Below are 12,149 nucleotides of genomic sequence, written 5' to 3' on the forward strand. Positions count from 1 at the left end.
ACGAGAGGCAAGGAGGCACCCTTTGACATACCTTATCGACAGGCGCTTGCAAAGCAAGAATAAATCCGCCGTCAACCGCGAGCGTTTCCTGCGGCGTTACAAGGGCCAGATCAAGGATGCCGTGGGGCGCGCCATCAAGGGGCGCTCGATCACGGACGTCGAGAATGGCGAGAAGGTCAGCATCCCCGTCAAGGACGTGGGCGAACCGTCGTTTGGCCACGCGCATGGCGGCGTATGGGAAGTGGTCAATCCCGGCAACAAGGAATACCTGAAAGGCGACCAGATCGCCCGGCCGAAAGGCGGCGGTGGCGGCGGGCGGGGCAAGGCGGGCAATAGCGACGAGACGACGGAAGACGACTTCATCTTTGAGTTGTCGCGCGAAGAATTCATGAATTATTTCTTCGAAGACCTGGAATTGCCGCACATGGTGAAAACCCAGCTGACGGCCACCACGGAATTCAAGAACCAGCGCGCCGGCTACAATATGTCGGGCACGCCATCGAACATCCACGTGCTGCGCTCCTTGCGCGGCGCGCTGGGCCGGCGCATCGCCGTCGGCGGTGGCGCCCGCAAGCAGCTGGCGCAGGCCGAGGAAGACCTGGCAACACTGCTGCACGAAGGGGCGCCCGACAGCGACCCGCTCGTCACGGAACTGCGCCGCCTGATCCACCACCTGCACACGCGATTGCTGGCCATTCCCTTCATCGATCCGTTCGACTTGCGCTACAGCAACCGCATCAAGGTACCGAAGCCGATGACGCAAGCCGTCATGTTCTGCATCATGGACGTCTCCGGCTCCATGGACGAGTCGCGCAAGGACACGGCCAAGCGCTTCTTCATCCTGTTATATCTTTTCCTCAAGCGCGTCTACGACAAGATCGAGGTGGTCTTCATCCGCCACCATACGGCGGCGGCCGAAGTGGACGAGCATGAATTCTTCAATTCGCGCGAGTCGGGCGGCACCGTCGTGTCGTCCGCGCTGCACTTGCTCAATACCATCATCGACGAACGCTATGGCGCCGGACAATGGAACAGCTATGTAGCGCAGGCATCGGACGGCGACAACTGGGACAACGATTCCATGCTGTGCCGCCAGTTGCTGATCAATACCATCATGCCCAAGGTGCAGTACTACACCTATGTCGAGATCACCGACGGCCCGCAGCAAAACCTGTGGGAGCAATATGCGGGCGTGCTCGACCATCACGCCCATTTCGCCATGCAAAAGATCGTCACGCCGGCCGATATCTACCCGGTCTTCCGCGAACTGTTCAAGAAACAGGTGAAATGATGAGTGCAGCCTTTGACCGCGCCAGCAATACTCCGGGCGAACCGTTCGTGCGCCTGCGCCACCCGAACGCCCTGCCCGAGCAGTCGGAATGGACGTTCGAACTGATCGAGCAAATCCACGAGGAAATCCGCCGGGTGGCGAAACAATTTGGCCTCGACACCTATCCGAACCAGCTGGAAATCATCACGGCCGAACAGATGATGGATGCCTACACGTCGGTGGGCATGCCCGTCTCGTACAACCATTGGTCGTTCGGCAAGCATTTTTTGTCTACCGAGAAAAGCTACAAGCGGGGCCAGATGGGCCTGGCTTACGAGATCGTCATCAACTCGAATCCGTGCATCGCCTATTTAATGGAGGAAAACAGCCTGACCATGCAGTCGCTGGTGATCGCGCATGCAGCGTACGGGCATAACTCCTTCTTCAAGGGCAACTACCTGTTCCGCGCCTGGACGGATGCGGACGCCATCATCGACTATATGGTGTTTGCCAAGAATTACATCGCCGAATGCGAACAGCGCCATGGCGTCGATGCCGTGGAACTGCTGCTCGATTCGTGCCACGCCATCCAGAACTATGGCGTGGACCGCTACAAGCGCCCGGCGAAACTGTCGATGGCGAAGGAATATGCGCGCCAGAAAGAGCGCGAAGCCTATGTGCAGTCGCAGATCAACCAGCTGTGGCGCACCCTGCCCCGGCGCGACGAAGACGAGGAGGAGGACGACCAGCGCAAGGCCGCCCCCCGCTTTCCGCCCGAACCCGAGGAAAACCTGCTGTACTTCATCGAGAAGTACGCGCCGCTGCTGGAACCGTGGCAGCGCGAGATGGTGCGCATCGTGCGCAAGATTTCCCAGTATTTCTATCCGCAGCGCCAAACCCAGGTCATGAACGAAGGCTGGGCCACCTTCTGGCATTACACGATATTGAACCAGCTCTACGACGAAGGCGTGGTGGGCGACGGCTTCATGATGGAATTCCTCAAAAGCCATACCAACGTGGTCTACCAGCCGCCCATCGACAGCCCCTATTACAGCGGCATCAACCCGTATGCGCTGGGTTTTGCCATGATGAGCGACATCCGCCGCATCTGCGAGCACCCGACGGACGAAGACCGCGCCTGGTTCCCCGACATGGCCGGCAGCGATTGGCGCAAGAGCCTGGACTTTGCCATGCGCAATTTCAAGGACGAAAGCTTCATCGCCCAGTATCTGTCGCCGCGGCTGATCCGCGAATTCCATTTCTTTGCCGTGCTCGACGACGACAAGAATGAAAAGCTGGCCATTTCCGCCATCCACGACGATGCCGGCTACCGCTACGTGCGCCAGCAGCTGGCCGAGCAGTACAACCTGGGCAACCGCGAGCCGAACATCCAGGTCTGGTCCGTCAATACGCGCGACGACCGTGCATTGACCCTGCGCCACACGCAATTCCAGCGCCGCCCGCTGAACCAGCAGGCGGCCGAGGTGCTCAAGCATGTGGCGCGGCTGTGGGGCTTCGATGTGCACCTCGATACGGTCGACCCGCAGGGCGTCGTCCTGGGCACCCTGAATTGCCGACGGGAAAAACGCAACCGGCGCGACGACCCCGTCGTCCGGCCATGAAATGATTTGTTGATAATAATCAATGGCAAGAATATAAGCGTTTCCTATGCCTACATAGGAATTCAGTATGGCCTGGCGGCCTCAAATGGACCCTCAGGACCGCCTTTTTTGACCTGAGTGAAGTGGCTTCCGCACCCGTTTGGTGCGCGCGTGCCGCTAAGTGGTCTGGTTCCGAGGTAAAACATTTCCAAAAGGAAAGATTTTCCTCCAAATTTAGCAGTTTCCATATTGAATATCACGAAATATAATTCCGCCATATGGGCACATCGGAGAACTTAGCAGTGGTAGCCCAAAACGGCTGTAAAAAACCGATAAGACCGCCTTTTTTTCTGTCCGAAAGCGTGCAAAGATGACATAAGCAAGTACGTTTTCAGGGCGCAAAAGCGCCAAAAATTTAACCGGTTTTAGGCGTTAAAAATCTGTGTAAAATAAAGAATTCGTATGTATAATTCGGCGACGTCCCGGATACGGCTGGAGCTTTGTGTCGTCATTTTGGGGTTCAGTTGCAAGACAAGAGATGGTATTTGGAGAAAGCAGGCATGAATTTTTCGAACGAGAAAAGTCCCAAGAACTACACAGGCATCACTATCGTTGTCCTGCTGCACGTTCTCGCGGCTTACGGGATCGTGACGGGCTTGGGCAAGCGGTTGGTCACCAAAATGATGGAACCGGTTGAAACCAAGATTATCGAGGAAGTCAAACCGCCTCCACCGAAGGATCTTCCACCGCCACCACCGCCGCCAGAAATGAAAGCGCCACCGCCGCCATTCATTCCGCCAGTCGAGGTGAACGTGCAGCAGCCGCCACCACAGCAAAACGTGATTGCAAATACGACTGCTGTGAAGCCAGCCACGAATGTATTGGCACCGCCAGCACCGCCTGCACAGCCTGCGCCAACTCCTGGACCAGCCAAATCGGTGCGTACGCCGGCCGTGGTTGACTTCAGTGTCTGCGAAAAGCCGGCTTATCCAAAGTCGTCGCAGCGCAATGAGGAAACCGGTGTGGTGACACTGTCGTTCCTGATCGGTGTAGACGGCAAGGTCGCTGATTCGAAGATCGTGAAGTCCAGCGGCTTCAGAGACCTGGACAAAGCCGCGGTGCAAGGTATCAGCCGCTGTACATTTAAGCCGGCAACAGTTGACGGCAAGCCGGAACAAGGCTGGCAGCAAATGCAATACGTTTGGTCGCTGGATTAAAACCCGAGACAGTTATCCCCTGTCTCACACTATGATTTCGTTGTCATTACGTTCAGCGATCTGTTATTTTTAATTTTGGAGGAAGCATGTTTAAGAATACCCGTTTGTCCGCATTTTTTGCCGCGGTTCTGTTGTCCGTTACCGCTACTACCGCTCTGGTAGCAGCTCCGGCATTCGCTGACGCGCCAGCATCGGCAGCAGCTACGGCTCCAGCGGCAGACGCTGCAGCAGCACCAGCACCAGCTGCTGACGCAGCAGCTCCAGCAGCAGACGCAGCCGCTCCAGCCGCTGACGCAGCAGCTCCAGCCAAAACCGAAGAAGTCCACAACCCGTTCGGCCTGCAAGCAGTGTGGGACGGCGGCTTCGTGCCACGCGCCACCCTGATCATCCTGGCCATCATGTCGATCGGCAGCTGGTACATCATCATCACCAAGCTGATGGATCAAATGAAGATCTTCAAGCAAGCTAAAGAAACCGCTGCCAAATTCTGGAAAGCACCTTCGATCGCTGCTGGTTCGGCAACGCTGACCGAAGGCTCGCCATTCCGCTTCATCGCTGAATCGGGCACCAAGGCAACGGCTCACCATGACGGCGCCCTGCTGGAACAAATCGATCTGTCGACCTGGGTGACGATGTCGATCCAGCGCGCTTCGGACAAAGTCCAATCGCGTCTGCAAGATGGCCTGTCGTTCCTGGCAACCGTTGGTTCGACCGCACCGTTTATCGGTCTGTTCGGTACCGTTTGGGGTATTTATGGCGCGCTGACCAACATCGGCATGACCGGTAACGCTTCGATCGATAAAGTTGCAGGTCCAGTTGGTGAAGCACTGATCATGACCGCTTTCGGTCTGCTGGTCGCCGTTCCTGCCGTTCTGGGCTACAACTGGCTGGTGCGTCGTAACAAAACCGCAATGGAAGACGTACGCTCGTTCAGCGCCGACGTTCACTCGGTACTGATCTCCGGCGCAATGTCGACCAGCGAAGCTGGCCGTGCTGCCGGCGCTAAAAAGATCGGATAAGAATCATGTCGATGTCCGTCGGCTCCGACAGCGGAGATGAAGATCAAGTAATGTCAGAAATCAACACGACGCCGCTCGTCGACATCATGTTGGTTTTGCTGATCATTTTCTTGATCACCAGTCCGGTTGTCCTCAAATTGCAGAAAATCGATCTGCCGATCGAGGCCAATCAAGCCCTTCAAAGCAAGCCAGAAAACGTCAACATCGTTGTCAACAAGGATGGCGAGATTTATCTGGGCCAGAAGAAACTGAAAGATACGAGCGAACTGTTCGATTATCTGAAAGTTGAAGCAGTGAAAGTACCGCAGCCGGAAGTACACGTTCGTGGCGACCAAGAAACACGCTACGAATCGATCGGCCGGGTTATTTACACGACCCAACGTGCCGGGATCCAGAAGGTCGGCTTCATCACCGAACCACCTGACAAGGGCTGATAGCGACTGGCAGCGGCGCCCCGGCAACAAGGGCGCGCCACTGCCGGAAGCTGACCGGGCGGCAGTTTCGCCCGGTGCTTCGTTGGACTTCTTAAAGGAAACACTATGAGTATGAATGTCGGTTCGGGAAGCGCTCCAGGCGCGGATCCGGAACCAATGATGGAACTGAACATGACGCCCCTCATCGACGTGATGCTGGTGCTGATTATCATGTTGATCATCACGATTCCTAAGCAAAACCACTCGGTGAACTTGAACATGCCGGTCGGCACCCCGCCGCCACCGACAACCGAACCAGTGGTCGTCACGATCGATGTCGATTTTGACGGTACGATCTTGTGGGACAATCAGGTCGTTCCTGACCGCGCTTCGCTGGAAGCCAAGCTGAGCAACGTCGCTGCGCAAGCAGACCAGCCGGAAGTGCATCTGCGTCCGAACAAGCTGGTGGAATACAAAGTCGTCGCCGGTGTGATGGCGTCGGCGCAGCGTCTGGGCGTGACCAAAATCGGTCTGGTCGGCAACGAGCAATTCCAGTAAGCTGCAGCAATCAGGTTCTCTTTACATCCGAATAGGCAGGACTTCCTGCCTATTCGCTTTTTACTGAAAGACTTTCTTATGTCCAAGTTTCGTCTCGCTCATCTCGGCCTCGTCATGGCCGCTATCGGTTTTACCGCAGCAACTCCCGTAATCGGCCTGGGCTCGCTGGCATACGCCGCGGACACCGTGCGTGCCGAAGTGGGCAAGCCACTGCAAGAAGCGCAAAAACTCGCTAGCAGCGGCAAAAACAAGGAAGCGCTGGCCAAGCTGCGCGAAGCTGACAGCGTCGGCGGCAAGACCGCCTTTGAAAGCTACCAGATCGAGCGCGTGCGCGCCTCGGCCGCTGCTGCCGCCGGCGACAATGGCACCGCCATCAAGGCGTTTGAAGCCGTCATCAATTCCGGCCGCCTGAGCGCCGCCGAAGCCCCCAAATTCACGCAAGCGCTGGCAGGCATGTACTACCGCGCCAAGGACTGGCCGAACACCATCACCTGGATCAAACGTTCGCTGAAAGACCGCGAAGATCCACAGATGCGCGAACTGCTGATCCAGACCTACTACGTCAGCGGCAACTACGCCGAAGCGGCGAAGGAACTGCAATCGCGCGGCGGCAACTCGGAAGCGAGCCTGCAAATGCTGGCCAACATCCAGCTGAAACAGAACGACAAGGCCGGCTATGTCGCCACCCTGGAAAAACTGGCATCGAGCTATCCGAAAACCAGCTACTGGGCCGACCTGCTGAACCGCGTTTCCGGCAAACCTGGCTTCTCGCAGCGCCTCGGCCTGGACGTCCAGCGCCTGCGCCTGGCCAACGGCCTGTTCACCAAGCCATCCGAATACATGGAAATCAGCCAGCTGGCCCTGCAAGCAGGCAATCCTGGCGAAGCGCTGGCCATCATCGAGCAGGGCTACAAAAAAGGCGTGCTGGGCACCGGCACCGATGCCGCCCGTCACCAGCGCCTGAAAGACCTGGCCCTGAAGACCCAGGCTGACCTGAAGGCCAACGCCGCCAAGTCGGAAGCGGAATACGTCAAGAACAAGGACGCCGACAGCTTGAGCAAGCTGGGCTTCGCCCTGGTCTACGATGGCCAAGCCGACAAAGGCCTGGGCCTGATGAATGACGCCGTGAAAATGGGCACCGCCAAGTATCCGGAAGAAGCCAAGCTGCATCTGGGCATTGCCTACATCCACGCCGGCAAGAAATCCAACGCATCGACCGCGCTGAAAGCCGTCAAGGGCACGGATGGCGCGGCTGACCTGGCTCGTTACTGGGCATTGATGAACAAATAAGACAACACGTCCAGGGCGTTGTTGCCGCGTCTCGCCGTACATTCGTACTGTCTTCGACGCGGCGCCTAGCCCTGAACATGTTGTCAAGTCCTTAGTTCGCGAAAAGCGTTGCCAGCACACCCGCCGGCAACGCTTTTTATCATTTCAGCAGGGAAATTTCCCCTGCGCCCGCCCTGCCGGGTGTGCATCCCTGAAACAGTCCGTATAATCCCCCTTTTGGCACAGTTTTTCATCAGATTCCTATGAAGGTATTCCGCGGACTTCCCAATGCCCAGGCACGAGCGCCTTGCGCTCTGACCATCGGCAATTTTGACGGTGTCCACATCGGCCATCAGGCCTTGCTGGCGCGCGTGCGCGAAGCTGCAACCGAACTCGGCATCGAAGCGGCCGTGATGACGTTCGAGCCGCACCCGCGCGAATTCTTCGCGCAGCGCGCGGGCGACCTGTCGAAGGCGCCGCAGCGCATCGCCAACCTGCGCGACAAGCTGCAATCGCTGGACGACGCCGGCATCGACCGTGTCGTCGTCGAGCACTTCAGCGCCCAGTTTGCCGCCCTGACGCCGCAGGAATTCACTGAAAAAGTCCTCGTCGACGGCTTGCACGTGAAATGGCTGATGGTCGGCGACGACTTCTGCTATGGCGCCCGGCGCGCCGGCGACGTCGCCATGCTGCAGGAAGCGGGCCGCCAATACGGTTTCCACGTAGAAACTTTACCGACGGTGATGAATGGCAGCACGCGCATCTCCTCGTCGGCCGTGCGCCTGGCCCTGGCCGCCGGCGATTTCCCGCTGGCCACGCAACTGCTCGGCCATCCGTACGCCATTTCCGGCCACGTCATCCACGGCCAGAAGCTGGGCCGCACTCTCGGTTTCCCCACCCTGAACCTGCGCGTGGCGCACCGCCCCGCCCTGTCCGGCATCTTCATCGTGCAGGTACACGGCCTGGGACCGGCACCGCTGCCGGCCGTGGCCAGCCTCGGCGTGCGCCCCACCGTCGACGACAGCGGCCGCGTCTTGCTGGAAGTGCATCTGTTCGATTTCGCCCAGTCCTGCTACGGCAAGCTGGTACGCGTGGAGTTTTTGGAAAAGCTGCGCGACGAAGAAAAGTACGACGACTTGCCCACCCTGACGGCCGCCATCGAGCGCGACTCGAACCAGGCGCGCGCCTACTTCGAGCAGCGCAGCGGCGCCATTACCGCCACCGACCGAATTTGACGCCGGCCAACTCCGCCGACTGGCGGCACCTGCCGCCGCAAACCATTCAATATCATTAAAGAAGATTATGTCCGATCAAAACAAGCCAGCCACGCCCAAGCAGAACAAGAAGCCTGAAAGCAAATACCCGGTCAACATGACGGAAACCCCATTCCCGATGCGCGGCGACATGGCCAAGCGCGAGCCGCAATGGGTACAGCAATGGCAAGACAAGAAAATCTACGAGCGCGTGCGCAAGGCTGCCGCCGGCCGTCCGAAATTCATCCTGCATGACGGCCCGCCGTACGCGAATGGCGATATCCACCTGGGCCACGCCGTCAACAAGATCCTGAAAGACATGGTCGTCAAATCGCGCTCGCTGGCCGGCTTCGACGCGCCCTATGTACCGGGCTGGGATTGCCACGGCATGCCGATCGAGATCCAGATCGAAAAACTGCACGGCAAGAACCTGCCTACGGCCGAAGTGCTGGAAAAAGCGCGCGCCTACGCCAACGTGCAGGTCGAGCGCCAGAAGAAAGACTTTATCCGCCTGGGCGTGCTGGGCGAGTGGGACAACCCCTACCTGACGATGGCGCACGGCAATGAAGCGGACGAATTGCGCGCGCTGGGCAAGCTGCTGGAAAAAGGCTATGTCTACCGCGGCCTGAAACCGGTCAACTGGTGCTTCGACTGCCAGTCGGCCCTGGCCGAAGCGGAAGTGGAATACGCGGAAAAACGCGATCCCGCCATCGATGTCGGCTTCAAGTTCGCCGAGCCGGCCAAACTGGCGGCTGCCTTCGGCCTGCCATCGCTGCCGACCGATAACGGGTTCATCGTCATCTGGACCACGACGCCGTGGACCATCCCGTCGAACCAGGCGCTGAACGTGCACCCGGAAGTCAAATACGCGCTGGTGAAAACCGAGCGTGATGGCCAGCCGCTGCTGCTGATCCTGGCGCAAGACCTGGTCGTGGCCAGCCTGGCGCGCTTCAAGCTCGAAGGCACGACGATCGCCACCTGCGACGGCGCGGCCCTGGCCGGCATCAGCTTCCGCCACCCGCTGCATGCGAGCGACGCTTTCTATGACCGCCTGTCGCCCTTGTACCTGGCCGAATACGTGACCACGGAAAGCGGCACGGGCGTGGTGCACTCGGCGCCAGCCTACGGCCTGGACGACTTCATCTCGTGCAAGGCGCACGGCATGAAGGACGACGACATCATCAAGCCCGTCATGGGCGACGGCAAGTTCGCCTCGACCCTGCCCCTGTTCGGCGGCATGACCATCTGGGAAGCGTCGAAGCCAATCTGCAACGCCTTGCGCGAAGCGGGCGCGCTGTTCGAAGTCAAGATGTTCGACCACAGCTACATGCATTGCTGGCGCCATAAGACGCCGATCATCTACCGCGCCACCTCGCAGTGGTTCGCCGGCATGGACGTGACGCCGAAAGACGGCGGCGCGACCCTGCGCGAGACGGCCCTGAAAGGCATCGCCGACACCGAGTTCTTCCCGGACTGGGGCCAGGCGCGCCTGCACGGCATGATCGCCAACCGTCCTGACTGGACCCTGTCGCGCCAGCGCCAGTGGGGTGTGCCGATGGCCTTCATCGTGCACAAGGAAACGGGCGACCTGCATCCGCGCACGCCGGAACTGCTGGAGCAAGTGGCCAAGCTGATCGAAAAGAACGGCATCGAGGCATGGCAGGCGCTCGATCTGAAAGACCTGATTGGCGACGAAGCGGCCATCTACGCGAAAAACAAAGATACCCTGGACGTGTGGTTCGATTCCGGCGCCACGCACCAGACGGTGCTGGGCGGCCCGCAAGGCCACGGTTCGCATTCGACGCAGCTGCAATTCCCGGCCGACCTGTACCTGGAAGGCTCGGACCAGCATCGCGGCTGGTTCCACTCGTCGCTGCTCGTGTCGTCGATGCTGAACGGCCGTCCGCCATACAAAGCCCTGCTGACGCACGGTTTCACGGTCGATGGCGAAGGCAAGAAGATGTCTAAGTCGCTGGGCAACACGCTGGCGCCGCAAAAGATCTCGGACACCCTGGGCGCGGACATCCTGCGCCTGTGGATCGCCTCGACCGACTACACGGGCGAGCTGTCGATCTCCGACGAGATCCTGAAACGCGTGACGGAATCGTACCGCCGCATCCGCAACACCCTGCGCTTCCTGCTGGCCAATACGTCGGACTTCAATCCGGCCACGGACGCCGTGCCGGTGGCGCAGATGTTCGAGATCGACCGCTATGCGCTGGCCAACATGGCATCGCTGCAAACGCAGATCGAGAACAACTACGCGCGCTACGAGTTCCACCCGGTCGTGTCGAAGCTGCAGACGTACTGCTCGGAAGACCTGGGCGGCTTCTACCTGGATATCCTGAAAGACCGTCTGTACACCTCGGGCCTGACGTCGCATGCGCGCCGTTCGGCGCAGACGGCCCTGTGGCACATCACGCAAAGCCTGCTGCGCCTGATGGCCCCGGCCCTGTCGTTCACGGCCGAAGAAGCATGGGCTGTCTTCGCAGGAAGCGAAGCGTATGCCGCCAGCGATGAAACCATCTTCACGCAAACGTGGTGGCAACTGCCGGAAGTGGCGGATGCCGCCGGCCTGCTGGAGAAATACACGGCCCTGCGCGCCGTACGCACGGACGTGACGAAACAGCTGGAAGACTTGCGCACCTCGGGCGCCATCGGTTCGTCGCTGCAGGCGGAACTGACGATCAAGGCCGCGCCGATGAAGTACAAGCTGCTGACCACCCTGGGCGAGGACTTGAAGTTCGTCTTCATCACCTCGCAGGCAACCGTGGCTGAAGTGGCCGACGAAGCAGCCGAGGAAGTGATCGTGGCCGCGTCGACGGCGCCGAAGTGCGAGCGCTGCTGGCACTACCGTGCGGACGTGGGTACGGACGCCGCGCATGCTACCCTGTGCGGCCGCTGCGTCAGCAATCTGTTTGGCGCCGGCGAGAAACGCCGCTTCGCATAACACAGCGCGGGACTGGCTCCTGCGCCGCTTCCCACCGCCGCTGCCCGCAAGGGTGGCGGCGGCTTTATCTTCCCTGGAAAAATATGGCCACTAAAAACCGTTTTTCATCGAAATCGTCATCGTCGGCGTCGCTCGTGCCATGGCTGGGCATTGCCGCCATCGTCATCCTGTTCGACCAGATCACCAAGATCACGATCCTGAAGACCTTCCGCTATGCGCAAGAGATGGTCATCACCTCGTATTTCAACCTGGTGCTCGCGTATAACAAGGGCGCCGCGTTCAGCTTCCTGTCCGACCAGGGCGGCTGGCAGCGCTATTTCTTCACCGGCATCGCCCTGGCGGCCGCCATCTACATCATCTACCTGCTGAAAAAGCACGCGGGACAACGCATGTTCTGCTGGGCCCTGGCGCTGATACTCGGCGGCGCGCTGGGCAACGCCATCGACCGCCTGATGTACGGCCACGTGGTCGACTTCCTCGACTTCCACTGGAAAAGCTGGGGCCATTTCCCCGCTTTCAATATCGCCGACAGCGCCATCTGCATCGGCGCGGCCCTGTTCATCATCGATGAACTGCGCCGGGTAAACAAATAGACACGC

10 protein-coding genes are annotated in these 12,149 nt (G+C 59.4%); all 10 read left to right on the forward strand.

Going from position 1 to position 12,149, the window contains the following annotated elements; all coding sequences use genetic code 11:
- Positions 1-22 precede the first annotated feature (22 nt).
- A complete protein-coding gene (locus tag V3C40_RS05875) occupies positions 23-1,291 on the forward strand; it encodes a YeaH/YhbH family protein (RefSeq protein ID WP_219327646.1) in 1,269 nt (422 codons plus the stop codon).
- Positions 1,291-2,892, forward strand: a complete 1,602-nt coding sequence (locus tag V3C40_RS05880; protein WP_072455730.1) for a SpoVR family protein — start codon at positions 1,291-1,293, stop codon at positions 2,890-2,892. The genes V3C40_RS05875 and V3C40_RS05880 overlap by 1 nt, the downstream gene beginning before the upstream one ends.
- A gap of 539 nt (positions 2,893-3,431) precedes the next feature.
- A complete protein-coding gene (locus V3C40_RS05885) occupies positions 3,432-4,088 on the forward strand; it encodes an energy transducer TonB (RefSeq protein WP_034754161.1) in 657 nt (218 codons plus the stop codon).
- An 86-nt stretch (positions 4,089-4,174) separates the two neighbouring features.
- The gene (locus V3C40_RS05890; protein ID WP_181878028.1) at positions 4,175-5,107 is read left to right on the forward strand and encodes a MotA/TolQ/ExbB proton channel family protein; all 933 of its coding nucleotides are present in this window, start codon (positions 4,175-4,177) and stop codon (positions 5,105-5,107) included.
- Between the two features lie 5 nt (positions 5,108-5,112).
- Positions 5,113-5,541, forward strand: coding sequence for an ExbD/TolR family protein (locus V3C40_RS05895; RefSeq protein WP_034754165.1), 429 nt, complete (start codon positions 5,113-5,115; stop codon positions 5,539-5,541).
- 105 nt (positions 5,542-5,646) lie between these two features.
- Positions 5,647-6,078 carry an ExbD/TolR family protein gene (locus V3C40_RS05900; protein ID WP_176741207.1) on the forward strand — a complete coding sequence of 144 codons (432 nt, stop codon included), beginning with the start codon at positions 5,647-5,649 and terminating at the stop codon, positions 6,076-6,078.
- Positions 6,079-6,156: 78 nt separating this feature from the next.
- Positions 6,157-7,368: a tetratricopeptide repeat protein gene (locus V3C40_RS05905; RefSeq protein WP_034754169.1), complete on the forward strand. Its 1,212-nt coding sequence runs from the start codon at positions 6,157-6,159 to the stop codon at positions 7,366-7,368.
- Positions 7,369-7,610: 242 nt separating this feature from the next.
- Positions 7,611-8,582 carry a bifunctional riboflavin kinase/FAD synthetase gene (locus V3C40_RS05910; RefSeq protein ID WP_034754171.1) on the forward strand — a complete coding sequence of 324 codons (972 nt, stop codon included), beginning with the start codon at positions 7,611-7,613 and terminating at the stop codon, positions 8,580-8,582.
- A 67-nt stretch (positions 8,583-8,649) separates the two neighbouring features.
- The gene (ileS, locus tag V3C40_RS05915) at positions 8,650-11,550 is read left to right on the forward strand and encodes an isoleucine--tRNA ligase (RefSeq protein ID WP_331776866.1); all 2,901 of its coding nucleotides are present in this window, start codon (positions 8,650-8,652) and stop codon (positions 11,548-11,550) included.
- An 83-nt stretch (positions 11,551-11,633) separates the two neighbouring features.
- Positions 11,634-12,143: a signal peptidase II gene (gene lspA / locus V3C40_RS05920; RefSeq protein ID WP_034754175.1), complete on the forward strand. Its 510-nt coding sequence runs from the start codon at positions 11,634-11,636 to the stop codon at positions 12,141-12,143.
- The last annotated feature ends 6 nt before the right edge of the window (positions 12,144-12,149 follow it).

The sequence above is a fragment of the Janthinobacterium sp. LS2A genome, assembly GCF_036543145.1.
Classification (GTDB): Bacteria; Pseudomonadota; Gammaproteobacteria; order Burkholderiales; family Burkholderiaceae_D; genus Janthinobacterium; species Janthinobacterium aestuarii.

Coding starts and splice junctions, on each gene's coding strand:
- V3C40_RS05880 (WP_072455730.1), top strand. CDS start 1,291: ATGAGTGCAGCCTTTGACCGCGCCAGCAATACTCCGGGCGAACCGTTC.
- V3C40_RS05910 (WP_034754171.1), top strand. CDS start 7,611: ATGAAGGTATTCCGCGGACTTCCCAATGCCCAGGCACGAGCGCCTTGC.
- V3C40_RS05895 (WP_034754165.1), top strand. CDS start 5,113: ATGTCGATGTCCGTCGGCTCCGACAGCGGAGATGAAGATCAAGTAATG.
- V3C40_RS05890 (WP_181878028.1), top strand. CDS start 4,175: ATGTTTAAGAATACCCGTTTGTCCGCATTTTTTGCCGCGGTTCTGTTG.
- V3C40_RS05885 (WP_034754161.1), top strand. CDS start 3,432: ATGAATTTTTCGAACGAGAAAAGTCCCAAGAACTACACAGGCATCACT.
- V3C40_RS05905 (WP_034754169.1), top strand. CDS start 6,157: ATGTCCAAGTTTCGTCTCGCTCATCTCGGCCTCGTCATGGCCGCTATC.
- ileS (WP_331776866.1), top strand. CDS start 8,650: ATGTCCGATCAAAACAAGCCAGCCACGCCCAAGCAGAACAAGAAGCCT.
- lspA (WP_034754175.1), top strand. CDS start 11,634: ATGGCCACTAAAAACCGTTTTTCATCGAAATCGTCATCGTCGGCGTCG.
- V3C40_RS05900 (WP_176741207.1), top strand. CDS start 5,647: ATGAGTATGAATGTCGGTTCGGGAAGCGCTCCAGGCGCGGATCCGGAA.